28 protein-coding genes are annotated in these 25,746 nt (G+C 47.4%); 26 read left to right on the forward strand and 2 right to left on the reverse strand.

Translation table 11 applies throughout. The features are described from left to right. The coding region (locus tag L7D49_RS00070; protein WP_238078733.1) for a hypothetical protein at positions 1-394 on the forward strand (394 nt) is incomplete at its 5' end. Between the two features lie 160 nt (positions 395-554). On the opposite strand, the gene L7D49_RS00075 is transcribed toward L7D49_RS00070, so the two are convergent. Then, positions 555-1,130 (reverse strand): DUF2529 family protein, encoded by a 576-nt coding sequence (locus L7D49_RS00075; RefSeq protein ID WP_238078734.1) that lies wholly within the window; start codon positions 1,128-1,130, stop codon positions 555-557. A 151-nt stretch (positions 1,131-1,281) separates the two neighbouring features. Between L7D49_RS00075 and L7D49_RS00080 the strand changes: the two genes are divergently transcribed. The 16 genes from L7D49_RS00080 to L7D49_RS00155 all read left to right on the forward strand — a co-directional run bounded on the left by L7D49_RS00080 (position 1,282) and on the right by L7D49_RS00155 (position 16,178). Next, the gene (locus L7D49_RS00080; protein ID WP_238078735.1) at positions 1,282-1,644 is read left to right on the forward strand and encodes a response regulator; all 363 of its coding nucleotides are present in this window, start codon (positions 1,282-1,284) and stop codon (positions 1,642-1,644) included. A 170-nt stretch (positions 1,645-1,814) separates the two neighbouring features. Then, on the forward strand, positions 1,815-2,672 hold the full coding sequence (locus L7D49_RS00085; protein WP_238078736.1) for a class II fructose-bisphosphate aldolase: 858 nt from the start codon (positions 1,815-1,817) through the stop codon (positions 2,670-2,672). 107 nt (positions 2,673-2,779) lie between these two features. Beyond that, the gene (fsa, locus tag L7D49_RS00090; protein ID WP_238078737.1) at positions 2,780-3,427 is read left to right on the forward strand and encodes a fructose-6-phosphate aldolase; all 648 of its coding nucleotides are present in this window, start codon (positions 2,780-2,782) and stop codon (positions 3,425-3,427) included. A gap of 20 nt (positions 3,428-3,447) precedes the next feature. Beyond that, positions 3,448-4,725, forward strand: a complete 1,278-nt coding sequence (locus L7D49_RS00095; RefSeq protein WP_238078766.1) for a UDP-N-acetylglucosamine 1-carboxyvinyltransferase — start codon at positions 3,448-3,450, stop codon at positions 4,723-4,725. Between the two features lie 126 nt (positions 4,726-4,851). After that, positions 4,852-5,811, forward strand: coding sequence for a class II fructose-bisphosphatase (gene glpX / locus L7D49_RS00100; RefSeq protein WP_238078738.1), 960 nt, complete (start codon positions 4,852-4,854; stop codon positions 5,809-5,811). A gap of 176 nt (positions 5,812-5,987) precedes the next feature. Then, a complete protein-coding gene (gene rho, locus L7D49_RS00105; protein WP_238078739.1) occupies positions 5,988-7,271 on the forward strand; it encodes a transcription termination factor Rho in 1,284 nt (427 codons plus the stop codon). Positions 7,272-7,484: 213 nt separating this feature from the next. Then, positions 7,485-7,697, forward strand: a complete 213-nt coding sequence (rpmE, locus tag L7D49_RS00110) for a 50S ribosomal protein L31 (protein WP_184205288.1) — start codon at positions 7,485-7,487, stop codon at positions 7,695-7,697. A 424-nt stretch (positions 7,698-8,121) separates the two neighbouring features. Next, positions 8,122-8,727, forward strand: coding sequence for a thymidine kinase (locus L7D49_RS00115; protein ID WP_238078740.1), 606 nt, complete (start codon positions 8,122-8,124; stop codon positions 8,725-8,727). Positions 8,728-9,415: 688 nt separating this feature from the next. Then, on the forward strand, positions 9,416-10,489 hold the full coding sequence (prfA, locus tag L7D49_RS00120) for a peptide chain release factor 1 (protein ID WP_238078741.1): 1,074 nt from the start codon (positions 9,416-9,418) through the stop codon (positions 10,487-10,489). After that, the gene (prmC, locus tag L7D49_RS00125; protein WP_238078742.1) at positions 10,486-11,337 is read left to right on the forward strand and encodes a peptide chain release factor N(5)-glutamine methyltransferase; all 852 of its coding nucleotides are present in this window, start codon (positions 10,486-10,488) and stop codon (positions 11,335-11,337) included. The genes prfA and prmC overlap by 4 nt, the downstream gene beginning before the upstream one ends. A gap of 47 nt (positions 11,338-11,384) precedes the next feature. Further along, positions 11,385-11,954 (forward strand): stage II sporulation protein R, encoded by a 570-nt coding sequence (locus L7D49_RS00130; RefSeq protein WP_238078743.1) that lies wholly within the window; start codon positions 11,385-11,387, stop codon positions 11,952-11,954. 60 nt (positions 11,955-12,014) lie between these two features. Beyond that, positions 12,015-13,043 carry an L-threonylcarbamoyladenylate synthase gene (locus L7D49_RS00135; protein ID WP_238078744.1) on the forward strand — a complete coding sequence of 343 codons (1,029 nt, stop codon included), beginning with the start codon at positions 12,015-12,017 and terminating at the stop codon, positions 13,041-13,043. 69 nt (positions 13,044-13,112) lie between these two features. Next, a complete protein-coding gene (locus L7D49_RS00140) occupies positions 13,113-13,616 on the forward strand; it encodes a manganese efflux pump MntP (RefSeq protein ID WP_238078745.1) in 504 nt (167 codons plus the stop codon). Positions 13,617-13,674: 58 nt separating this feature from the next. Further along, a complete protein-coding gene (locus L7D49_RS00145; RefSeq protein ID WP_238078746.1) occupies positions 13,675-14,115 on the forward strand; it encodes a low molecular weight protein arginine phosphatase in 441 nt (146 codons plus the stop codon). A 3-nt stretch (positions 14,116-14,118) separates the two neighbouring features. Further along, positions 14,119-15,414, forward strand: coding sequence for a methyl-accepting chemotaxis protein (locus L7D49_RS00150; RefSeq protein WP_238078747.1), 1,296 nt, complete (start codon positions 14,119-14,121; stop codon positions 15,412-15,414). Between the two features lie 92 nt (positions 15,415-15,506). After that, positions 15,507-16,178 carry a hypothetical protein gene (locus L7D49_RS00155; RefSeq protein ID WP_238078748.1) on the forward strand — a complete coding sequence of 224 codons (672 nt, stop codon included), beginning with the start codon at positions 15,507-15,509 and terminating at the stop codon, positions 16,176-16,178. Positions 16,179-16,482: 304 nt separating this feature from the next. Here L7D49_RS00155 and L7D49_RS00160 read toward each other — a convergent pair whose 3' ends face one another. Then, positions 16,483-16,893, reverse strand: coding sequence for a hypothetical protein (locus L7D49_RS00160; RefSeq protein ID WP_238078749.1), 411 nt, complete (start codon positions 16,891-16,893; stop codon positions 16,483-16,485). A gap of 125 nt (positions 16,894-17,018) precedes the next feature. On the opposite strand from L7D49_RS00160, the gene rpiB reads away from it, so the two are divergent. The 9 genes from rpiB to atpB all read left to right on the forward strand — a co-directional run bounded on the left by rpiB (position 17,019) and on the right by atpB (position 25,721). Then, positions 17,019-17,459: a ribose 5-phosphate isomerase B gene (rpiB, locus tag L7D49_RS00165; protein ID WP_238078750.1), complete on the forward strand. Its 441-nt coding sequence runs from the start codon at positions 17,019-17,021 to the stop codon at positions 17,457-17,459. A 12-nt stretch (positions 17,460-17,471) separates the two neighbouring features. Continuing rightward, complete coding sequence (locus L7D49_RS00170) at positions 17,472-18,041, forward strand: TIGR01440 family protein (RefSeq protein ID WP_238078751.1); 570 nt, start codon at positions 17,472-17,474, stop codon at positions 18,039-18,041. 345 nt (positions 18,042-18,386) lie between these two features. Beyond that, the gene (gene glyA / locus L7D49_RS00175; RefSeq protein ID WP_272493154.1) at positions 18,387-19,640 is read left to right on the forward strand and encodes a serine hydroxymethyltransferase; all 1,254 of its coding nucleotides are present in this window, start codon (positions 18,387-18,389) and stop codon (positions 19,638-19,640) included. 288 nt (positions 19,641-19,928) lie between these two features. Next, positions 19,929-20,558 (forward strand): uracil phosphoribosyltransferase, encoded by a 630-nt coding sequence (gene upp, locus L7D49_RS00180; protein ID WP_238078752.1) that lies wholly within the window; start codon positions 19,929-19,931, stop codon positions 20,556-20,558. A gap of 19 nt (positions 20,559-20,577) precedes the next feature. Beyond that, entirely contained in the window at positions 20,578-21,699 is a 1,122-nt protein-coding gene (wecB, locus tag L7D49_RS00185; RefSeq protein ID WP_272493155.1) for a non-hydrolyzing UDP-N-acetylglucosamine 2-epimerase, read from the forward strand. A 603-nt stretch (positions 21,700-22,302) separates the two neighbouring features. Continuing rightward, positions 22,303-22,905, forward strand: coding sequence for a DedA family protein (locus tag L7D49_RS00190; RefSeq protein ID WP_238078753.1), 603 nt, complete (start codon positions 22,303-22,305; stop codon positions 22,903-22,905). After that, complete coding sequence (locus L7D49_RS00195) at positions 22,902-24,086, forward strand: MGDG synthase family glycosyltransferase (protein WP_238078754.1); 1,185 nt, start codon at positions 22,902-22,904, stop codon at positions 24,084-24,086. The genes L7D49_RS00190 and L7D49_RS00195 overlap by 4 nt, the downstream gene beginning before the upstream one ends. A 523-nt stretch (positions 24,087-24,609) precedes the next feature. Continuing rightward, complete coding sequence (locus L7D49_RS00200) at positions 24,610-24,981, forward strand: ATP synthase subunit I (protein ID WP_238078769.1); 372 nt, start codon at positions 24,610-24,612, stop codon at positions 24,979-24,981. 29 nt (positions 24,982-25,010) lie between these two features. Next, on the forward strand, positions 25,011-25,721 hold the full coding sequence (gene atpB / locus L7D49_RS00205; protein WP_238078755.1) for a F0F1 ATP synthase subunit A: 711 nt from the start codon (positions 25,011-25,013) through the stop codon (positions 25,719-25,721). Positions 25,722-25,746: the final 25 nt, after the last annotated feature.

Raw genomic sequence — 25,746 nt, forward strand, 5'->3', positions numbered from 1 at the left:
GTTCCTTTCGATGATCTGGCGTTCATCCGTGTTTTCTGGCGTTCGTTTCGATGATCTGGCGTTCATCCGCGTTTTCTGGCGTTCAATTCGATTATCTGGCGTTCATCCGCGTTTTCTGGCGTTCGTTTCGATGATCTGGCGTTCATCCGCGGTTTCTGGCGTTCGTTTCGATGATCTGGCGTTCATCCGTGGTTACTGGCGTTCAATTCGATTATCTGGCGTTCATCCGTGGTTACTGGCGTTCAATTCGATTATCTGGCGTTCATCCGTGGTTACTGGCGTTCGTTTCGATTATCTGGCGTTCATCCGCGGTTACTGGCGTTCGTTTCGATTATCTGGCGTTCATCCGTGGTTACTGGCGTTCAATTCTATTATCTGGCGTTCATCCCGTTAAATTGTCGTTCGAACTGATTAATTGGGGTTCATCCATATGTAGTACCCATTAATAACAAATAACCCAGAATTAAAAGAAAATAGCCGTCTACGGCAGCAAGTCTTTTATTACAAATAAAACCCCACACCGCTACATCGCGATGTGGAGTCTTCTGCTAACTTTAATCCTCGTCCGATACCATTTCGTCATAGGCCATTTTCACGGCTTCATAAATGAACAACGCAGCCAAAGCGTGCGGCTGGACGATTCGTTCGCCGGTCGGGCCGGGCAACAGGCCTTTTGTTAAACCGGATGAAATATACGTGTAAGCCAAATCGGAAAGCTCGTTTTGGTCATCTGCTTTCTCTCCTGCTGTCACCGCAAAAGGAATGAATTGTTCCGATAGATGCCGGGCCAATGCCAAAGCGCGCTCATCTTGTGCAGATCTTGTCAGGATCCACACGCGGTCGGCCGATTGGATATCTATATCCTTCTCATAACGGACTGCCCCCTGGAACGGCTCCGCTCCAAATTGGGCAGAAAGCAGGACGGCTTCCATTTCATCAAACGCGGCGAAAATAACACGTCCTTCTCCGATGGCTGCTTGAGCGAGAAGACGTGCCGTCTCTTCGATAGAGTCCTCGCCAGCTGAACCGATGCGTTGCAATAAACCGCCGATTTGGGTCGTCAATATTTTCACAAATACCACCTCGCGTTTTATTATAAGATGTCCGCTCCAAGAACCATAGCAATACATCCCGTTTTACGTGCTATGATGAGTGGATAGGGATGGTACTCACACCAGATTGTCTCAAAGCCAAGATAATTTGCAAGAGAAAGAAGGATTTACTCATGTCATGTCAAATAAGTACTATGGGGGAGTAATAGTATAAAAAGGGGTGCTTCATGTGAGAAGTTTGTTAATCGTCGATGACCAAACCGGAATCAGACTATTACTCGAAGAGGTCTTTAAGCGGGAGGGGTTTGATACGCGGCTTGCAGCAAACGGGGCAGAGGCACTTCAATCCGTAGAAGAGAAAAAACCGGATTGTGTATTGTTGGACATGAAAATGCCTGGCATGGACGGAATTGAAGTGTTGAAGCGGATCAAAAAAGGATGGCCGGATGTTCCGGTGATTATGATGACAGCCTATGGGGAAATTGAACTGACGGAAAATGCCATCGATCTGGGGGCAGCGAAGTATTTTACGAAGCCCTTTAATATTTACGAAGTACGCGATGCCGTTCTCGGAATGTTTGAGCAGGATTGATCAGCCGCAAATGGGCGTTCAGTCTTTTTATTGAAAACGACAAATAGACATGAAACCAATGCAAACACGGACAGTAGTAAATACTGTCTGTTTTTGTTATGATTAATGAGGTAAATAACGTGAATGATACACTTTATAACAAAGTTCATTTATCCAAAGGAGGAAATTCCATGGCACTCGTTTCAATGAAGGAAATGATGATCAAAGGAAAAAAAGAAGGGTACGCAATCGGTCAGTTCAATTTGAACAACCTTGAATATGCACAGGCGATTCTTCAAGCTGCGGAAGAAGAAAAATCTCCTGTCATTCTGGGAGTTTCAGAAGGGGCCGGCCGTTACATGGGAGGCTTCACAACTGTCGTCAACATGGTGAAAGGCTTGATGCATGATTATAACATCACGGTTCCAGTCGCTATCCATCTTGACCATGGTTCCAGCTTTGAAAAATGCAAAGAGGCGATCGATGCAGGATTCACTTCCGTCATGATCGATGCTTCCTCGAAACCTTTGGAAGAAAATATAGCAATTACGAAGCAAGTTGTGGAATACGCACATGCAAAAGGAGTGTCCGTCGAAGCAGAATTGGGCGTCGTGGGCGGCCAGGAAGATGATGTGGTAGCAGACGGCGTCATCTACGCAGACCCTGCAGAATGCAAGCAGCTTGTGGACGAGACAGGCATTGATTGCCTAGCTCCGGCACTTGGTTCAGTTCATGGACCGTATAAAGGTGAACCGAATCTCGGCTTCAAAGAGATGGAAGAAATTTCGGGACAATCCGATTTGCCACTTGTTTTGCACGGTGGTACTGGCATCCCGACAAAAGATATCCAACGCGCCATTTCGCTTGGAACAGCAAAAATTAATGTCAACACGGAAAATCAAATCGAGGGCACAAAAGCGGTCCGCGAAGTGTTGAAATCGGATCAGGACGTATATGATCCACGTAAATACTTGGCGCCAATGCGCGATGCCATCAAAAAGACCGTTATCGGCAAAATGCGTGAATTCGGTAGCTCGCAAAAAGCATAAGCGAATCTAAAAATAGGAGGAGAAGCATCATGGGGTGCATTCTCCTTCTTTACCATCAGGATTCATTTTCAGAACAATCATGAGAATTCAACAAGGAGGATTATGGAATGAAGTTTTTTATTGATACAGCGAATTTTGAAGAGATTAAGGAAGCACACAGTTGGGGCATTCTATCGGGAGTGACGACAAACCCTTCACTCGTTGCGAAGGAGAATGTTTCATTCCATGACCGTTTACGTGAAATTACAGCGCTAGTGCCTGGGTCTGTCAGTGCGGAAGTGATCGCGCTAGATGCGGAAGGCATGATCAAGGAAGGCCGCGAACTTGCGAAAATCGCACCGAATATTACAGTGAAATTGCCAATGACGCATGAAGGATTGAAAGCATGTTCTGTGTTCTCCCAAGAAGGCATCAAAACGAATGTAACACTTATTTTTAGTGCCAACCAAGCGCTTTTGGCTGCGCGTGCAGGAGCTACATACGTATCGCCATTCCTTGGCAGACTCGACGATATCGGCCAGGAAGGGATTCAGCTGATCAGTACGATTGCGGACATCTTCACAATTCATGACATCGATACGGAAATTATTGCGGCATCCATCCGTGGGCCTCAGCATATTACCGACGCAGCACTTGCAGGTGCACATATTGCAACAACTCCATTCAAGGTGCTACAGCAATTATTCCATCATCCGCTGACGGATAAAGGGATCGAACAGTTTCTAAAGGATTGGGAAGCAAGAGGACATAAGTGATTTACCAAAAGGAGACAGTAATGGACGTTTACAAAATCAAAGGCGGGAAGCCTTTACGCGGTAAGATAAAGGTCAGTGGAGCTAAAAATAGCGCGGTCGCCCTGATTCCGGCTTCCATCCTGGCATCTTCTCCTGTAACGATTGAAGGACTCCCTGAAATCTCGGATGTGTTCACATTGCAGACACTCCTGGAGGATATTGGTGGACAGGTTGAATTCAGCGGCGGCAAAATGGTCATCGATCCACGTGAAATGGTGGCCATGCCGATGCCGAACGGGAACGTCAAAAAACTTCGTGCTTCCTATTATTTGATGGGCGCGATGCTTGGCCGTTTCAAGCATGCTGCCATCGGCCTGCCGGGCGGCTGCCATTTAGGTCCGCGTCCGATCGATCAGCATATCAAAGGATTTGAAGCACTTGGTGCGAAAGTGACAAATGAACACGGGGCCATCTACTTACGGGCAGATGAACTGCGCGGTGCCAAGATTTATTTGGATGTTGTCAGCGTCGGAGCCACGATCAATATCATGCTGGCAGCTGTGCTTGCAAAAGGGCGCACCGTCATTGAAAACGCGGCAAAGGAACCGGAAATCATTGATGTGGCCACTCTGCTGTCCAATATGGGCGCCAAGATCAAAGGTGCGGGCACCAATGTCATCCGGATCGATGGCGTGGAGCAACTGAATGGAACGAAGCATACGATCATTCCAGACCGGATTGAAGCGGGGACGTTCATGATCATGGCAGCCGCTGCCGGCGACGGGATTACGATTGATAATGTGATTCCACTGCATGTGGAAGCGTTGACGGCGAAATTGCGTGAAATGGGTGTCGAAGTCGAGGAAGGGGAAGAACAGATTTTCATTCCGAAAACTGAGAAACTCCAAGCGGTTGACGTCAAGACGCTTGTCTATCCAGGTTTCCCAACGGATCTTCAGCAGCCGTTTTCCGTTTTGCTCACACAGGCGGCCGGCTCATCCGTCGTGACGGACACGATTTACTCGGCCCGCTTTAAGCAGATCGATGAATTGCGCCGCATGAATGCGGACAGCCGGGTGGAAGGCCAATCAGTCATCTTGTCAGGACCGACCAAGCTGGAAGCGGCAACAGTCCGGGCGTCCGATTTGCGCGCAGGTGCTGCACTAGTCATTGCAGGGCTTGTGGCAAACGGAGAAACAGAAATTCAGGAAATCCAGCATATTGAACGCGGTTATGGCTCGTTAATTGAAAAGCTGCAGGGCATTGGGGCGGATATTTGGAAGGAGACGGTTCCGGAAGAAGCCGTCGTGAAAGAATAAATAGCATAGCATCATGAGAAATGGTGTAACGCAATTGATTCAGGAAGACCGTATTGTGCTATACTATTAGATGACAAAACTTACGGATTGGATCAATAGACCGTAAACCCGGGAGGAACACTTACAATGGAACGCAGTTTATCGATGGAATTAGTACGTGTAACAGAGGCGGCGGCAGTATCAGCTTCCCGCTGGATGGGACGCGGGTTAAAAAATGAAGCGGATGATGCCGCAACAACCGCGATGCGCACTGTGTTCGATACGATACCGATGCAAGGAGTCGTAGTGATCGGTGAAGGGGAAATGGATGAAGCGCCGATGCTTTATATCGGTGAAGAACTAGGGATGGGTCACGGACCGGCAGTGGATGTCGCAGTCGACCCGCTCGAAGGAACGAACATTGTCGCATCAGGCGGATGGAATGCTTTGGCGGTTATTGCAATTGCAGACCGAGGCAATCTATTGCATGCGCCAGATATGTATATGAATAAAATCGCAGTCGGCCCAGAATCAGTCGGCAAAGTAGATATCGACGCATCTGTCACCGACAATTTGCGTGCAGTCGCGAAGGCGAAGAACAAAGATATCGAAGATGTAGTCGCCACGATCCTTCATCGGGACCGTCACTCGAAAATCGTGGAAGAAATCCGCGCTGCGGGTGCGAGAATTAAACTCATTAACGATGGGGATGTCGCAGCTGCCATTAACACGGCATTCGATGACACCGGCGTCGACATTTTATTCGGCTTAGGCGGAGCACCGGAAGGCGTTATCGCAGCAGTCGGCTTGAAATGTCTCGGAGGAGAAATCCAAGGACGTCTCGTGCCAACGAGCGACGCAGAAGTGGAACGATGCAAGAAAATGGGTATCGACATTAACCGAGTACTTCGCATGGAAGACCTCGTCAAAGGGGATGACGCCATTTTCGCAGCAACGGGCGTTACAGATGGCGAATTGCTTCGTGGAGTCCGCTTCACAGGCGGCTACAGCGAAACTCATTCGCTCGTCATGCGTTCCAAATCAGGAACCATCCGCTTCGTCGAAGGACGTCACAGCATGCAGAAGAAACCGAAACTGGTGCTTTGATTAAACGAAAAAGACATAAGGTACGAGTTATCCACGGTAGACTCTTAGGAATTTCCTAGATAACAACCTCAACTGCCCGGCTTTCTGGCCGGGCAAACTTCTATGAAAAGGATCGCCTACCCAACTGCAACAACCTCACATAACCTATCAATTAAAAAAAGAGTGGTGCCAAACTTATGACAGTAATGACAATCGCTGAACTGGAGAATATGACGCTGAAAGAGTTGTATTCATTAGCCAGGCAGTACAAGATCACGTATTATGGCAAGCTGACGAAAAAAGAGCTCATTTTTGCTATTTTGAAAACAAGAGCAGAACAAGAAGGCTTTTTCTTCATGGAAGGGGTTTTGGAAATCATCCAATCGGAAGGATACGGATTCTTACGTCCAATCAACTATTCTCCGAGTTCGGAAGATATCTATATTTCAGCTTCCCAAATTCGTAGATTCGACCTTCGGAATGGGGATAAAGTAACAGGGAAAGTCCGTCCGCCAAAAGAAAATGAGCGATATTATGGACTGCTCCAAGTCGAAGCGGTAAACGGGGAAGACCCAGAAGTTGCACGGGAGCGCGTTCATTTCCCGGCGCTCACGCCTTTATATCCAGACCGTCACATTAAACTGGAGACAACGCCAAACAAATTATCCACACGGATTATGGATCTTGTTTCTCCGGTCGGTTTCGGCCAGCGGGGATTGATTGTGGCACCGCCAAAAGCCGGAAAGACGATGCTGTTGAAGGAGATTGCCAATGCAATCACAACAAACCATCCGGATGCGGAATTGATTGTGCTGTTAATTGATGAACGTCCGGAAGAGGTAACGGACATCGAACGATCCGTGAAAGCGGATGTTGTCAGCTCGACGTTTGACGAGGTGCCAGAAAACCACGTCAAAGTGGCGGAACTTGTACTTGAACGGGCGATGCGCCTCGTGGAACATAAACGGGACGTCGTCATTTTGATGGACTCCATTACACGTCTGGCAAGAGCGTATAACCTTGTCATTCCGCCAAGCGGACGTACCCTTTCCGGGGGGATCGACCCGGCGGCATTCCACCGTCCGAAACGGTTCTTCGGGGCAGCGCGTAACTTGGAGGAAGGCGGCAGCTTGACTATTCTGGCTACGGCATTGATTGATACAGGCTCCCGGATGGATGAGGTCATTTATGAGGAATTCAAAGGGACGGGCAACATGGAGCTGCATCTCGACAGAAGCCTTGCCGAACGCCGTATCTTCCCTGCGCTCGATATTCGCAGATCTGGAACGAGGAAAGAGGAATTGCTTATTCCTTCCGAACAGTTGGAGAAGCTGTGGGCGATCCGAAAGACATTCTCCGACGCACCCGATTTTGCGGAGCGTTTCTTGAAAAAGCTTCGGCAATCCAAGTCGAACGAAGAGTTTTTCGAGAAGCTCAATGAAGAAATGAAAGCCCATCGCAATGGCAAAGGGTTGCTCTAATCGGAAATATTTTTTCGAATCAACTAGTTGCATGCGGACACCTGTTTTGATATACTCTTAGAGTATGGTTTCGACCATCTGCTGCATATACGGCTGGCATATCGGGCCGTGTAAGGCATCAGTCTTATAAATTTGTTGCCAATCTTCATGGATTGGACAACCCCTACAATAATACTCTGTTCCAGATGGTTCAGGGCGAGAGGAGAGAGACCGATGAGAGCAGGAATTCATCCAAATTACAAACTTTCAAAAGTAACTTGTTCATGTGGTAACACATTCGAAACAGGTTCTGTAAAAGAAGACATCCGTGTCGAAGTTTGTTCAGAATGCCACCCATTCTACACTGGACGCCAAAAATTCGCTGCAGCGGACGGCCGTGTCGACCGCTTCAACAAAAAATATGGCATCAAAGAAGAAGGCCAATAATAAGCTCGACATTACAAAATCCGTCGTGTGCCTACGCACATGGCGGATTTTTGATTTTGTCTGGAGAGCGAAAAAATTGGAAGCGAAAGAAAACACGAATATGACAAAATAAATGCAAGTATTGAGGGAAAATAATTTCATTTATCCACAAACTATGCACAGAAATATGCACATTTTTTAAAACCATACCAACAATTTATTCACAATTAGAAGTAGGTTACTCACAACGTTATCCACATTACCGGTTTTATCGTAAAGTTATCCACAAACAAAGGGAGAATTGGTCGGGAAAACAGGCTTATCCACATAACATATTCCTCGCGCAAAGAAAAGACGTCAATTCAAAATGATTTTCGGGTATGATATACATTCGACAACTAATGACAGACAACGATACATATTAAGCGACTGGAAGGGGAACGACATGTACGTAACAATGCAAGGCGGATGGATAGAAGTGATTTGTGGCAGCATGTTCTCGGGGAAATCAGAAGAATTGATCCGGCGCGTGCGGCGGGCTCAATTTGCAAAGCAGAAGATCGCAGTCTTCAAACCGGCCATCGATGACCGGTATAGCGAAGAAGCCGTCGTCAGCCATAACGGGTCAACTGTGATTGCGACACCAGTCGCCCATTCATGTGAAATAAAAGAATACATTTCAGAAGACTTAGACGTCATTGCGATTGACGAAGCTCAATTTTTTGACGAAGCCATCGTCGACATTGTCACGGAACTGGCGGACGAAGGATTCCGCGTCATCGTAGCAGGACTCGACCAAGACTTCCGCGGCGAACCATTCGGCCCGATGCCCCGCCTCATGGCCATCGCCGAAAATGTCACCAAACTACAAGCCGTCTGCACCGTCTGCGGATCTCCCGCAAGCCGGACCCAACGACTTATCAACGGCAAACCGGCAGGCTACGACGATCCGATCATCCTCGTCGGTGCTTCCGAAGCATACGAAGCCCGTTGCCGCAAACACCACGAAGTCCCAAGCGGCGTCACCGCTGCCAAGCAGCTAATCGAATAGAATGAAACAGCAACTTAATCCATGGGGGTTGGGTTGCTTTTTTTGTGGGATTTTGGGGAGGGTAGATGGGGTGGTGGTTTTTCAATGCTAGCCGGCGTATAGAAGCCTCTCTTTATTAATTAAGACCTGATACGATACAACACCGTGGAAATCAACCGTTGATTTGTGAAGGGCATTTAGCGCGAAATGGGAAGTTTTTCATCTACTATTTTGCCGCGAATTTTTTATTTCCCGTACCAAGTGCTACTGCCTATGTAAAGTGTAAACAAATAAACCTGCCCGCGTGTAATCGAGCGGTTCGGACAGATATACGAGCGGTTCGCAGCAAGAAACGAGAGGTTACTGGATTATACGAGAGGTACGAGGGGATAAACGAGCGGTCGCCCGATTATACGAGAGGTTCAACGAGATAAACGAGCGTTCTCCAGATTATACGAGCGGTTTAAAAAACAGGTATGCAACGAGCGGTTCAAAAGAAGCTTTGATTGTTCCCAGGAGCCCAGAGAAGACGGTAATGCCCATATTTCATACACCAAAAGCTTGCACAAATGTAAAATATCCGCGAACAACTCCAAAATCCCTTGCTTCCTCCTTGAAAAACGGGGAAAGGCGAATAAATCACTGTATTTACGCCGTTTTATCCCGTACAATAAACGTACAAAACAGTCCTGAATAATGAGGTGTCAATATGTTTGATAGGCTTCAAGCAGTGGAAGACCGGTATGAGCGATTGAATGAATTGCTAAGCGATCCGGAAATTGTTAGTGATATGGAAAAGTTAAGGAAGTATTCGAAGGAGCAGTCCGACTTGCAGGATACGGTCGATGCGTACCGTGAATATAAAGAAGCGACCGCGCAGCTGAAGAGTGCGAAAGGCATGCTGGACGAGCCGCTCGAAGATGACATGAAAGAGCTTGTGAAAATGGAAGTCGGCGAGCTGGAGGATTCGATTGAGGAGCTGGAGGCACGCCTCAAGCTATTGCTTGTGCCGAAAGATCCGAACGATGATAAAAACGTTATTATGGAAATTCGTGGCGCTGCAGGTGGAGACGAAGCTGCGCTATTTGCGGGCAATTTGTACCGGATGTATAGCCGTTTTGCGGAAATGAACCATTGGAAAGTGGAAGTGATGGACTCTTCGCCGACCGAGCTCGGCGGTTTCAAGGAGATCATCTTCATGATTAACGGCTCTGGTGCGTATTCCAAATTGAAATATGAAAACGGGGCGCATCGTGTTCAACGGGTACCGGAAACGGAATCAGGCGGACGGATTCATACGTCGACTGCCACTGTTGCAGTGCTTCCGGAAGCAGAAGAAGTGGAGATTGAAATCCACGACAAAGACATTCGTACCGATACCTTTGCTTCTTCCGGACCGGGGGGACAGTCGGTCAATACGACGATGTCTGCCGTCCGGCTTACGCATTTGCCTACGGGCATCACGGTTTCATGCCAAGACGAAAAATCGCAGATCAAGAACAAGGAGAAGGCGATGAAAGTCCTGCGGGCCCGTGTCTATGATAAATTCATGCAGGAAGCGCAGGCGGAGTACGATGAAAAGCGTAAATCCGCTGTAGGGACAGGAGATCGGTCGGAGCGAATCCGTACGTACAACTTCCCGCAAAACCGCGTTACGGATCACCGAATCGGTTTGACGATTCAAAAGCTTGACCAAATTATCGAGGGGAAAATGGACGAAGTGATCGATGCATTGATTATGGAAGATCAAGCCCGCCGATTGGAAAGTTTGGATCAAGCATGACAGAAAAAATCTTCGAGGCGTTGAAAAAAGCGGAGTCCCTGCTGGAATCCAAGGAGCTCGATGCCCATGCGGCCCAATGGCTCATGCGATTTATTACGGAGAAATCAAGCGCCGCCCTGCTCGCGGATATGCAGGAACCATTAACGCCTAGGCAAAAAATCGATTTCTGGAGCGGGTTGAATGAAATGCTGGAAGGAAAACCAGTCCAGCATATTATCGGCGAAGAACAGTTTTACGGATATTCGTTTGAAGTGAATGAACATGTGTTAATTCCAAGACCGGAAACCGAAGAGCTCGTTCATGGTGCGCTGCTACGTGCGGAAAAGTTGTTTGGCGCAGCACCGATCCGGGTAGCGGACATTGGAACAGGTAGTGGAGCGATTGCTGTTTCATTTAAAAAAGAGCGGCCGAATGCAGATGTAACAGCGGTCGATATTAGTGAAGAGGCGCTGATGGTTGCCCAAAGGAACGCTGTTCGGAATCAAGCGGAAATTACGTTTATTAAGGGAGACCTAACGGAGCCTTTGGCAGGGAAGGCATGGGACGTGGTCTTATCTAATCCGCCTTATATTGCAATGGAGGAAGCGCAAACGATGTCCAAAACCGTTCTCGACTTTGAACCGCACCGTGCGTTATTTGCGGAAGAGAACGGTCTTTACTTCTATAGAAGACTGGCGAAGGAGCTGCCGGGTCTTATGGGCAAGCGAGCTTTAATCGGCGTTGAAATCGGGCATCAGCAAGGGGAATCTGTGCATGCGTTGTTTTCGCAAGCATTCCCGGATGCGTTTATTGAAACAGTAAAAGACATCAACGGAAAAGACCGAATGATATTTTGTGAGATTGTGTGAATAAACTCTCCTGACCCTGGCAACAATGAGGTCAGGAGGGGATTGACATGTTGCAAGACTATAACATTATTAATTCGGAAAACAAGAAAAATAAATGGGTTTCCATTATCGAATTTATTCTTATCTTATTTATGATCCAGTCAGCAATACTTTTCCTAACCGGGGAAGATATGCCGAAAGATGCGCTGCGCGTCCGGATTTTAGCGAATTCCAACACACCGGCGGACCAGCAAGTAAAGGAATCCATCAGGTTGGAAATCGAGCCGCTCATTAAGGAAGCTTTTACACAAGCCTCTTCACAGGCCGATTTTATAAAGCGCATGGACAGTTTGGAAGATGAGATTACTAGAATCGCGGAATGGAAAGCGGAAGGTAAAGCTATTACATTCCAAAAGACTGCCGCTCTTTTTCCGGCAAAGCGGTCGGGATTTTATATTACACCGCAAGCCCCCTATGAAGCATACATTTTAACAATTGGTAGCGGCCGCGGGGATAACTGGTGGTGCGCGTTATTCCAAAATGTTTGCTTTCCGGATGAAAAGGCGAAAGAAGAACAACAGGAAGAAGAAAAGGTCACATTCTTCCTCTGGGAGTGGATAAAAGGATTATTTTCATGAAGTTATCCACTGAAAATGTGGATAACTAATATGAAATGTGTATAAACGGGGGTTCGAACAATGGAGACTTTAATCATCACAGTGGATAACTTGTTGGATAACGAAAAAAGTTATCAACAGGCAGTGGATATTTTGAATGAAGGCGGAGTTGTCGCATTTCCGACAGAGACGGTTTATGGTCTCGGGGCGCTCGCAACAGATGAGCAGGCCGTCCGGAAGATCTTTGAAGCGAAAGGCCGTCCTTCTGATAATCCGCTCATCGTACATATTGGCAATCGGGAAGCAGTGGAACAATACGCTATCCAAATTCCTGATGATGCCTACAAGCTCATGGAGAAATTCTGGCCAGGCCCATTGACGCTTGTTTTCCATAAACGGCCGGGAGTCATTGCACCGAGCGTGACGCCCGGTTTTGAAACGGTCGGATTGCGCATGCCGGATCATCCGGTTGCACTTGAATTGCTTCAGACTTTGAACGGCCCGCTCGCTGCTCCGAGCGCGAACCGGAGTGGCAAGCCTTCTCCGACGGAAGCGGGTCATGTGTTAAAGGATTTGCACGGCCGCATTCCACTTATTTTAGATGGTGGTGAAACGGGTGTCGGCGTTGAATCGACCGTTCTGGATATGACCGTGTCGCCCCCTGCGATCCTCCGTCCGGGCGGCGTCACAAAAGAAATGATCGAATCTGTCATAGGCCAGATCTATACGGAAAGCGGTGTGGCTGATGATCAAGCCCCGCGTGCTCCCGGTATGAAGTACATGCACTATGCACCGGAATCCCCGCTATTTGTCATTGCACCGGATGAAGCGAAAATAGCGGAAGCGGTCCGATTATTGCATGCAGACGGAAAAAAAGTGGCTGTCATCGGTCCGGATGAATTTACTATCCCTGAAGCGGATTGGTACTTCGCGGTCGGCCCGCTCCATAAGCCGGAAGCAATGGCCGCTAATTTATACCGGGCGATCCGCCAATGTGATGTGACGGAGGCCGATATTATTCTTGCTGCCGAGACCGAAATGTCTGGCGTGGGTGCTGCCGTCATGAACCGTTTGACAAAAGCTGCAGACGGAAAACGATTCCCCCTGTAATGAAAGATGAATGACCTCACTGGCAGTCGCATAGGATGGACAGATGCGACAGGCAGGGGGGTCTTTTCTTTGGTCGAATTAATCGCGGCATGTATTACAACAATTGACGTCATCGTTATCTACTCTTTATTGCAATTGCGCAAGGGAAGGCTTATGCTCGCTCTATGGACAGCCGTCCTAAATATGGCATTCCCGTTTATGGGTTTTTTCATGGGTCATTTGACGCTTAATCTATTTTCGGTCTGGAGTAATCTGCTTTCGGGTGTCTTGCTCGCTTTGATTGGAATACAAATGATCTTGCAAAATGATGACAGTGAGTTGTTGAAACGGCAGCTTCATCCGTTTTTCATTGCACTGGCGGTCAGTTTGGACACGTTCTCGGTGAGTGTTTCGTTTGGAATGCTTCAACTGAACAAATTGTTATTTATTATTGCCTCTGGTTCCATGTCATTTTTCTTCGCATGCTTAGCACTTTTGATCCGTGGAAATTTTGGGACACGCTATCGCAATATATTGAGGAAATTGGCGGGTGCTGCGTTGTTGATTATGGGAATATTGTCATGTATTCGTTAAATTTTTTGTTTCTTTCTACATGGTTTTCGGTTATTCTAAATATAAGCAGGTGATGTACATGAATATTTATTTGATTTGTACGGGTAATACATGCCGCAGCCCAATGGCGGAAGCAATCTTGCGTTCCAAAAATATTTCAGGCATCTCGGTTCGATCAGCCGGGCTGCATGCGGCAGATGGTTTTCCGATTTCGATTCATTCGGAAACACTCATCCAAGAGATGGACATGCCGTATACCGCTGAATCTCGAGTGATTTCACGCGAGGACGTGGAATGGGCCGACCTCATTTTGACGATGACGGAAGGCCATAAACAGGCCGTGCTGCATCGGTTCCCCGTGGCGGTTGGAAAGCTGTTTACGCTGAAGGAGTATACAAAGCCGGATGGGGATTTGGACGTACAAGATCCGTTCGGCGGCAATTTGCTGGTCTATCGGGAAACGTTTGAGGAACTGACAGTGTATATGGATTTATTAGAGAAGAAATTGACGGAGGAGTAAGGCATGAGCAGACAGAAGGGGAAAAAATTCGGATTGCGGAAGAAACTCGTTCTATTCGTCACGATTTTAGCGATCGTCACCTATTCAACGAGTGCTGTGTTTATTAATTTTATCGGCCCGCAATTCTTTCCAAACATCAAGCCTTTTTGGTTTGACATCATTACATATGCTTTAGGAATTATGTGGTCCGGTATTTTAGCTGGATTATTCAGCACGATCTTGACCAAGCCGCTGCAGAGACTAGAAAAGGCGGCCATTCAAGTGGCGGATGGGAAAATTGGTACAGATATCGAGTTGCCGCGCTCTTCGGATGAAATCCGTTCGGTGGCGGAAGCGTTTCAACAATTGGTCCTTAATCTTCGGACGATTGTCGGACAAATTGAAACGAATTTCGAAAAAACAGCCCATACGGTTGATCGGTTAACAACAGAGACGGGCGCAGCTGCAACACAAGCCGATGCGGTCGCGACAACCATTGCTGAAATTTCAGCCGGAGCGGAATCATCCGCAGTCGCCATCCAGGAAACAGCAGAAGCAATCGAGGACGTTCGGATGCTGGCAGCAGAAGTAAGCAGCCGTGCGGAAGATTCATCCGTACGCTCTGCTGAAATGCTCAAGGAATTGGAACGGACAACCGATGTATTCCGAATTCTAGTGGAAGGCATCCGGAACATGTCCGTGCAGAGCGAACACTCTTTGACAACCATTCGCCAGTTGGATCAAAACGCACAGAAGATCGGCGAAATCGTCCAATTGGTCGGCAGCATTGCGGGCCAGACGAATTTGCTTGCCTTGAACGCATCCATTGAAGCGGCCCGTGCCGGTGAACATGGAAAAGGCTTCGCGGTCGTAGCGGAAGAAGTACGCGTCCTCGCAGACGAAAGTGCTAAATCCGTCCACATGATATCGGAACTGGTTCAAACCATCCAGTCCGACGTATCTAAAGTGGTAAAAGAGATTGAGCAGCAAGTAAAAACGGCTGCGGCGGAAGCAAATCGGGCGAACGAAACGAGCGGCAATGTGGAATCCATGGCGGACAAGGTCAATGGAATGGCCGGCGCTGTCGTTGAAATCACCAAACTCGTCGAAAACCAGCTCGCCAACATCGAAATGACGGCGATCCAATCCCAGGAAGTTGCCGCAATCGCCGAAGAAACATCGGCAGGCGCTGAAGAAGTCCAAGCCGCCACCGACGAACAGGTAAAATCGATCGAACAAACCGATCAAATGGCCATCGAGTTGAAAAAACAATCCGAAGACCTCTACGACGTCATCAAGCAGTTCGACCTCACCCGTTAATTTAAATAGACGATACTAATAAGAGGGTACTATGTTCAGCAGACGAACATAGATCCTCTTTTCTTATGCATGAAACGGAGGAGATGGAACTGATGCGAAAGTCCGAGTGGTTACAAGGAGGTCCGTTTCTTGAAGTCAGTTTCTTGTTGGAACTGAAAGAAGAGAATAAGGAAACGATACAGGAAATTATTATGAAATTGTCAAAGGTCAGAAGTAAGATAGAAATCTATGATAAAAACGTCGGTGACATGATGGATTTGTTTGATAGAGGGTATCCCTATGACGAAGAAGACCCCCAAACAACTTACATGCATTCGTTGCAATTGAGAGTCTACGTCTGTTTATCGAGGGAACGAAGAGCAACGTTACAAATAGAACGGGTCTCTTCAAATGCAGTTATGGTTAATTTTTGGTTTTATGGTTCGATCTTTGATACCTCGGAGTGGGGTCAAATTGGAATAAAAAAAGAGGAAATGCAGGACTTCTCAAATTTTCTTAAAGAGTTATATGCCGAGTATGAGTTTAAAGTGGGCTGCATGGCAATTGAACAAGATGTTCTTGAATTATTTGGGTTAGATGAAACATATCCTAACGAATGTTATCGATACGAGAACATGGTTCCTGAACGTTTTCTTCCCGAATCATCTCATTTCATCAATATCATTTGGAATGAAAAGTACGAGAAATTGAGTGATGTACCTTACAAGCATACAAGGCTTGAGAAAGGCGGAATTCTTATTAGAATTGGGAGTTTTAATGAATGACCTTTTGGGGACAGACGCTGTAGTAAAAGTTCTTAGAAGGTCACCGATGTAAAACTTTGCTGAATTGCCAATAGGAGCAACCAGTGCAGATCCTAATGACAGGCAACCAAAAATCAGTTCCGTTATTTAAATCAACCCCTTGAATGGTCAAAAGCATTCAGCGCGACGTTGAAGATACAATAATGGGGAACTTCCCGCGGTTCGTGTGCCATTTCAAATTTGAGAAACGAGCAGCTGCCAAAACACAGGAGCAACTAATACATAATGCTCCCACGATGTGTTCGAACTTCACGTTTCATTGTCCTTAGTTCAGGGGAATGCAGAGTTCGAACCACTCATATAATCTCCGAACCGCTCGTATCTGCGCTCGAACCACTCGTATAATCTCTGAACTGCTCGTATCCGCGCTCGAACCACTCGAATAATTCGGGAACCGCTCGTATCTGCTCCCGAACCACTCGAATAATTCCGGAACCGCTAGTATCTGCGCTCGAACCACTCGTATAATTTCCTGACCGCTCGTATCCGCGCGCGAACCACTCGTATAATCTCCGAACCGCTCGTATCCGCTCCCGAACCACTCGTATCTGCGCGCGAACCACTCGTATAATTCCGGCATCGCTCGAATCCGCGCCCGAACTACTCGTATATTCCCGAACCGATCGTATCCGTTCCCAGAACGACTCCTATCCTTCCAAACACCATTTCCCCTCACCAAAACAACCCCGTTTCTCAAGCCTTTCCATTCCTTTCCGACATCGAAATAAATGGCGGGGACTGTGTTTTTTTGTTGAACAATGATAGAATGAGTTGTGAGTAAATTACGAAAAGAGGATCGGTATGAAAATCGCTATCTCTTCAGATCATGGCGGCAATCGGCTTCGCCAGGAAATTATGCAGTTGTTGAATGAATTGAATGTGGAATATGTGGATTATGGACCGGATTCCGATGCATCGGTGGATTATCCGGATTATGCTTCGCCTGTTGCCAATGGTGTGGCCAGCGGGGAATTTGACCGGGGCATTCTGATTTGCGGTACAGGGATCGGCATGTCGATTGCCGCAAATAAAGTGAAGGGCATCCGCTGTGCTTTGGTACATGACGTATTTAGTGCTAAAGCGACGCGTGGCCATAATGATTCAAATATATTGGCGATGGGCGAGCGGGTCATCGGGGCTGGGCTGGCGAGGGAAATTGTCGCGACTTGGCTGGATACTCCATTTGAAGGCGGGCGTCATGAACGGCGCATCGCGAAGCTTGCGGAATTAGAAGATAAATAAGGCGGTGGAACAATGGATGCATTGCATTTGTGGAAACTGCAGCTGGAACAGCTTTTAACGGAGTTTGAAGAACAGGCGAAACCGGTTCCGGGAACATTTTTTGTTGTCGGTTGCTCCACGTCCGAAATTGCGGGTAAGCGAATTGGCACAGGCGGCGCATTGGAAGTGGCAGAGGCATTGTTTGCGCCACTGCAAGTTTTTGCGAAAAAACATCGCCTACACCTGGCTTTTCAAGGATGCGAGCATATTAACAGGGCCTTGACGATCGAACGCCAGGCTGCCGAAAGGTTTAATCTGGAGCCAGTATCAGTCATTCCTGTCATCCATGCAGGCGGCTCTATGTCCGCTTATGCATTTGAACATTTGGAAGACGCAGTCGCTGTGGAATCCGTTCGGGCGAATGCGGGGATCGATATTGGCCAGACGCTCATCGGCATGCACTTAAAACCGGTCGCTGTTCCGATCCGGACTTCGATTAAAACAATCGGAGATGCTGTCGTGACGGCTGCGACGACTCGCCCAAAATTAATTGGCGGCGAGCGGGCGGTTTATAAAAGAAGCGACTTGGAAGAGAACTGTTAAGGTACTAATAAAACCAGGTGTTCCTTTCCGCCAATAGCGGAAGGGAGACTTGGCATTGATTAGGCACCTGGATGATACTCGGCCAAGCACTCATAAATTCGTAATAGAACGATATGAAGATGTGAACTCTAAGGGCCAACTGTGAACTACGAAAGGGCTGCTAGACTTCCATCAGGCTACATAATTCTAAGCAAAACCTTTACAGCAATAACTAAAAATGAAACCAAGCGAACCTTTCCATCTGGAGCGAAAGGGACGCTCGGCTTCGGTAGGGATGCCTGCTTTGTTATAAGGCCAGGCACTTCACCGGGCATATATAAATTTGAGGCAAAGGGGAAATGACACATGGATTTGAGCAATGTGAAGCGTGAAGATGCGGCGGTTTTTGAGGCGATTATGGCTGAGAAGAAACGCCAGAATGCTAATATCGAATTGATTGCATCCGAGAACTTTGTTACAGAAGCAGTCATGGAAGCGCAAGGCTCCTATTTGACGAACAAGTATGCAGAAGGCTATCCGGGCAAGCGTTATTATGGCGGATGTGAGCATGTCGACGTTGTGGAGAATATCGCTCGTGACCGTCTGAAAGAAATTTTTGGCGCTGCTTATGCGAACGTGCAAGCCCACTCCGGTGCACAGGCGAATATGGCTGTTTATTTCACAGTTCTTGAGCCGGGCGATACAGTGCTTGGCATGAACTTGTCCCATGGCGGACACTTGACGCACGGAAGCCCGGTTAACTTCTCCGGTATTCTTTATAACTTTGTGGAGTACGGTGTCAGCAAGGAAGATGAGCGCATCGACTACGAAGATGTACGTCAAAAAGCGCTAGAGCACAAGCCGAAGATGATTGTGGCTGGAGCGAGTGCATACCCTCGCGAAATCGATTTTGCGAAATTCCGTGAGATTGCCGATGAAGTGGGTGCGTATCTCATGGTGGATATGGCGCATATCGCGGGTCTAGTAGCAGCTGGAGAGCATCCAAATCCAGTGCCTCATGCTCATTTTGTTACATCGACAACACACAAAACATTGCGTGGACCACGTGGCGGCTTGATTTTGGTCAATGAAGAATTTGCAGAGCAGTTCGGACGTAAAATTGACAAGACGATTTTCCCTGGTATTCAAGGCGGCCCGCTCATGCATGTCATTGCGGCGAAAGCGGTGGCTTTCGGTGAAGCATTGAAACCTGAGTTCAAAACATACATCCAGCAAGTGAAGAAAAATGCGCATGCGTTAGCTGAAGGGTTATTGGCAGAAGGAGTCGATATCGTTTCCGGCGGTACGGACAATCACCTATTGCTCATCAATCTGAAATCACTCGGCATCACTGGAAAAGTGGCAGAACATGTCTTGGACGACGTCGGCATTACTGTGAATAAAAACACAATTCCGTTTGACACGGAAAGTCCATTCGTTACATCTGGTATCCGTATCGGTACACCGGCGGTTACAACTCGTGGCTTTAAAGAAGAAGAAATGAAGGAAGTTGCTGCTATCATTGCGAAGCTTCTGAAAAACCATGAAGACGAGGCTGTAAAAGAAGAAGTGAAGCAACGTGTTGCAGCATTGACAGACCGTTTCCCACTATATAAATAATCCATGCGACAAGCCGCCCCTGAGCGGCTTGTTTTCATTTTCTTGAAACCAAATCAAAAATTTCCAACCAAGCAAGCAACCCAATTCATATTCTTTCCGTCCTACTAAATGAAGAGCGAAAAAACGACAAATTCAGTCGATAAACGCAATTGGCGCATGGCATTGGATCGGCGGAGGAATGCTCAAATAATTCTACATTCATGAACTTTAACAAAGCGCTTGCTGACAATGCCTCTTGGCGGAGGTTTCTGTTATAATGTACAGGACATTCGAAAAGGAGCGATTTATATGGCGAAAGTACACGTTTTTGATCACCCGCTCATTCAGCACAAATTGACACATATCCGGGACGTAAATACCGGAACAAAAGAATTCCGCGAGCTTGTTGATGAAGTGGCGACGTTGATGGCGTATGAAATTACACGCGACTTGCCATTGGATGAGGTGGAAGTGGAAACGCCGGTCCGCATGGCGAAATCGAAGGTGCTGGCAGGAAAGAAGCTCGGTATCGTTCCGATTTTACGGGCAGGCATCGGGATGGTGGATGGCATTCTGAAATTGATTCCAGCCGCGAAGGTGGGTCATATCGGTCTGTTCCGCGATCCGGAAACTTTGCAGCCGCATGAGTATTTTGTGAAATTGCCATCTGACGTATCAGAGCGCGAATTCATCGTTGTGGATCCGATGCTGGCAACAGGAGGAACTGCTGTGGAAGCAGTCAATTCCTTAAAGAAACGCGGTGCGAAGAACATCCGGTTCATGTGCCTGATTGCTGCACCGGAAGGCGTCGAGATCTTTACGGAAGCCCATCCTGATGTGGACGTTTATATCGCTGCACTTGATGAAAAATTGAATGAAAAAGGATATATCGTTCCAGGTTTAGGAGACGCTGGCGATCGACTCTTCGGAACGAAATAACGGGGAAGGCGTGAGTGGTTTGACACGGAAATGGAAAGTGATGACGATCTTCGGAACTCGTCCCGAAGCGATCAAAATGGCACCGCTTGTACTGGAATTGGAAAAGCATACGGAGGATATCGAATCGATTGTCACCGTAACGGCGCAGCATCGCCAAATGCTTGACCAGGTACTTCATACATTCGGCATTACGCCGGATTATGATCTGAATATCATGAAGGAGCGCCAAACGCTAGTCGATGTCGCGACGCGAGGATTGGAAGGTCTTGACCAAATCATGAAGGAAGCGCAGCCGGATATCGTGCTCGTTCATGGAGATACTTCGACCACGTTTATTGGCAGTTTGGCGGCCTTCTACAATCGGATCGCGGTCGGCCATGTCGAGGCCGGTTTGCGGACTGGGAATAAATTCTCGCCGTATCCGGAGGAGATGAACCGGCAATTGACTGGTGTGCTGGCGGATCTTCATTTTGCACCGACTGAACAATCGGCTCGCAATTTGCTGAATGAAGGCAAGCTGGAAGACCGGATCTTCATTACCGGAAATACGGCCATCGACGCACTGCAGACGACAGTGAAAGAAGAATACCATCATCCGATTTTTGATAAAATCGGCGACGATCGTCTTATCCTGCTCACGGCCCACCGCCGGGAAAACCTTGGAGAACCGATGCGCAACATGTTCCGCGCCATCATTCGCCTGCTTGAAAAACACGACGACATTCAGGTCATCTATCCAATTCATATGAATCCGGCTGTCCGTGAAGTGGCACAGGAAATACTTGCGGATAACGAGCGCGTCCATTTGATTGAACCGCTTGAAGTATTGGACTTCCACAATTTTGCGGCACGGTCTCATATCATCTTGACGGATTCAGGCGGCATCCAAGAAGAAGCGCCGTCCCTCGGTAAACCGGTCATTGTCCTTCGGGATACGACGGAACGGCCGGAGGGCATCGCGGCAGGTACGTTGAAGCTTGCCGGAACCGATGAAGAAGCGATCTTTGAATTGACAGATGCTTTGCTTTCGGACGAAGAGGAGTATGCGAAAATGGCGAAAGCGTCCAATCCTTATGGAGATGGACAGGCTTCAAAGCGGATTGTCGAGGCGTTGAAAGGGTATTTATCCTCGATTGAATAAAATCGGGGAGGGTCTATCATAGACCTACCTAGTCAGTATAGAATTTGGAATCGCTCGGCATGCAGGGGAGGCGACAGCTGCCTTCCAGTTTCGCAGCAGCGATTTTCACTGCAGCTGAAAATGCGCGCAGGTTACTAAGAGATTCCATAAAAACTGGGATTGTCCTACCACGGACAATCCTTTTTTAATTCACGAAATTTGGGGTATAGGTGTGTAAGAAGGTGGATGGCGGATGGCTGGAGCAGGAATGCTTATCCTTCGCTGTTTGTGAACAGACTTCACCCAGCTTGCATTCTGATTTCAGAAAAATATGAACTGAGAAAGATAGTTTTCGAACGGCAGCGCAAGGCGGGTGCAGGGGTTGCTTGAATTATCGATTTCCTATTGATGGTAGATTCCATGACAGTCCATCAGATGAAGGGAGCTATTTAATAGGAAGAGATGGTCTGCGTGCCGGTACTATGCAACGGGGTTCAGATGAAATGCAAAGTTCCCTTATGCGGACGCGGTCCCTTTAGGCCGGGAGGCGAACCGCAGATGAAGCCGGCAGCATAAGATAGAAGTCTACTCACCTCGTAAAGTTCGGTGGGGGGAGGTGTTCCTATGTCCATGGATGTAGTTGAAGCATACATCGTCCAATACGGTTATATCGTCATTTTTATCGCTTTGTTTTTTGGAATTGTCGGTATTCCGGCTCCGGAGGAATCGTTTTTATTCCTGATCGGTATGATGGCGGCCAGCAGTCAGCTGCATGTTGCAACAAGCAGTCTCGCTGCAGTGGCGGGTGCGGGGACGGGAATGGTCATCGCTTATTTGGCAGGACGTTTTTTCGGCATGGCGCTGATCCGGAAGTTTGGTAAATATATCGGTCTGACCGAAGAGAAAGTGGCAGTTTTTCAGGGGAAGTTTCGAAAAAGGGCTGTCTGGACGGTGTTTTTAGGATTTTTCTTACCTGGCTTGCGTCAAGCGAGCCCCTACATTGCCGGCATGATGAAAATGGAAGGCAAACAATTTATCTTGATCTCTATTATAGGTGCCATTACATGGGTCGGATTTTATTTCGGCCTCGGAATCCTCTCCGCAACCTATTTGCCAATAAAAGCAGAATATGTACCTTTTATCGGTCTTGCTTTAATACTTATCTTACTCATCCAACTGATCCGCACAGCTTATAAGAAAAAAAGGAATGGAGGTGCCTCAACTTGAAAATTGTTATTTTTCCTTTTTTCCGTTTCCCTTCCGGTCATTCGAAGGTGGCGGAGGCAATCGAGGAACGGATACTGGACATGTATCCGGGAGCCACTTTGAAAACAGTCGATTTCTTAACGTATTGCAACGGCTTGCTTGGAAAATTTGTCTCCTCCTTCTACATGAAAATGATCAATACAACTCCGGAATTTTATCAAAAGGCGTACCGTTTTTTTATTATGAACGAGCAAAATGGCGGAAAGAAACATGTTCGCCGTTTCTCCCCCCTGTATTTCGAAAGGAAGATGCGCAGTTTGATTGAAGAAGAGGAGCCGGATCTATTGGTGTTCACCCATTCCTTCCCGTCGAGCATCTATGGCAGACTTGTCCGCAAACGGAAAATATCGAGCATTCCTGCCATTAACGCGTACACGGACTTTTTTCTGAATGATGTATGGGCGAAATCGGAAGTCATGTATCATTTTGTACCGCATACCGGCGTCCGGGACACGCTAATGGAAACATACGGAGTGCCCGAGGGGAATATTTTTGTCACTGGCATTCCGGTCAAGAAGATCTTTAAAAGCCATTTGCGCCGGCGCAGCCTGCCGCTTCGTCACATGCTCGTGGCAGGAGGGAATACGGGGTTATTCGATATCGAATCGATCGCTTCACTGGTGAATGCATTTCCGGATATCCATTTTACCTTACTATGCGGGCGCAACGCCGAATACAAGCAGCGGCTTGAGCACTTCGGCTTCACGAATGTAACGGTGAAAGGGTATATCGAAAGCTGCGAGGAAATGAATTTCTTATATGAGCAGGCGGACGCCATTTTAACGAAGCCTGGCGGGGTGACGATTGCCGAATCGCTCTATAAGAGAATCCCGATTATGATTTGCAATCATCTTCCAGGACAGGAGCAGATCAATTTACAGCACTTGACGGAAAGCGGTGTGGCCATTGCTATCAACGATGGGAACAACGTGTCGGAGCTGTTGACGGACACAGTACAGTTTGAACAGATGATGGAGAAGATGGATACCTATGTCGACCGGTTGAATTCAGATGTCGAAGGGGCGCTTGAGCAGGTAATCCAGAGAGAATTCACAAAACGCGTCGTTCCGTACTACAAGCCGTGGGATTGGCATACGGGCATGACAGGAATGAAAAGAATACCGCGGCAACTGCAACGATGAGACGAAGGGATCCAGCCGATTCCTTCGTCTTTTCAATGGATTCTCATGGGAATGGTGTCTAGGGGAATCTCTTATAAAATGCAACTTTTTTTTGCTAAAACAAATATGTCGATTGTTTGACAATAAGAAGAGTTTGTGAAGAATTTCACGGGAATCAATTGACATCAAAATGCCCCTATTGTATGCTAACAAAGGGTAAGAATGATAGGGATTCGTACATATGTTGAGCGGAATTGCCATCCAATCGGGTGGATTCTATCATCCTTGCACTGGATGCCAAATCGTTCGTTATTCGCTTCGTCACGTCTGCGTGAATAGCAACGTGTCCAGGTGAATCGAAATTGGCGATTCAATTTACTTAACTTACAGGTTCCGGCCTTTATTCGGAGTCCTAGCGTTGGTACAAGCTTGGCGGATCCGATCCCCCAAGCATCACACATCCACACACCCTGTTCCGTCGGTATGCCGCATGGCCATTGCCAAAATTACATCCAAAATAATAAAACCGGGAGAATCACCTATCATGCATACGCTGCGAGAAATCTTTATAAGACAAAAGAAGGCTCTCTTTTTTTTGCTCGCTTTGTTTATGTTAGGATGGTTTTTTACTGACGTAAAGACAATTTTTGCGGGTTTAATTCTCGGTTCGCTATTAGGATTGTATAATTTTTGGATACTTGTCCGTAGAATGGAAAGATTTGATCGTTCTATAACGGAAGGAAAGGGAAGAAGCTCGCTTGGGACGCCTTTGCGTTTCGCGTCCGGAGTTGCGGCGGCGGCCATTGCGCTTGCCATGCCCGAAACATTCAATCTGATCGGTACGGTGATCGGCCTTATGATCCCTTATGCCTGGTTGCTGATTGATAGGATACTATTTCACGCAAAGAATCCTTAATCTGATTGCACAAGGGAGGTGAACGAAACGTGAACCATGAAAATCCGTCTTTCGTTTTATTCGGATTAAGCTTTAACCCAGCCAACATCATGATGTTATTCATCACATGCCTAATTGTATTCCTGATTGCATTCTTCTCAACTCGCAACCTTAAGGTTAAGCCGACAGGTATGCAAAATTTCATGGAATGGGTCATGGACTTCGTCAAAGGAATTATCAAGAACAATATGGATTGGAGGACAGGCGGGCGATTCCATGTACTCGGTATTACGTTGATCATGTTCGTCTTCGTAGCCAACATGCTCGGGTTACCAATGGCAGTTGTCTGGGATCATGAGCTTTGGTGGAAATCACCGACAGCCGATCCGGTCATTACGATGACACTCGCAACCATGGTCGTTGTATTGACGCACTTCTATGGTGTGAAGATGCTTGGAGTAAAAGGATACTTCAAGACATACCTTCAACCGATGCCATTCTTGGCACCGCTGAAGATCATTGAAGAGTTTGCGAATACGCTGACGCTCGGTCTTCGTCTTTACGGTAACATTTTCGCTGGGGAAATCCTTATCGGACTTCTCGCTTCACTTGGGGCTTCAAGCGCATTCGGCTTAGCCGGAGCATTGATTCCTGCACTTGCTTGGCAAGGGTTCTCGATATTCATCGGAGCGATCCAAGCTTTCATTTTCGTTATGTTAACGATGGTCTACATGGCACATAAAGTGGACACGGACCATTAAACATATATAACCCGGGCAACGGGAG

The organism is Sporosarcina cyprini (genome assembly GCF_022048975.1).
In the GTDB taxonomy this organism is placed as follows: Bacteria; Bacillota; Bacilli; order Bacillales_A; family Planococcaceae; genus Sporosarcina; species Sporosarcina cyprini.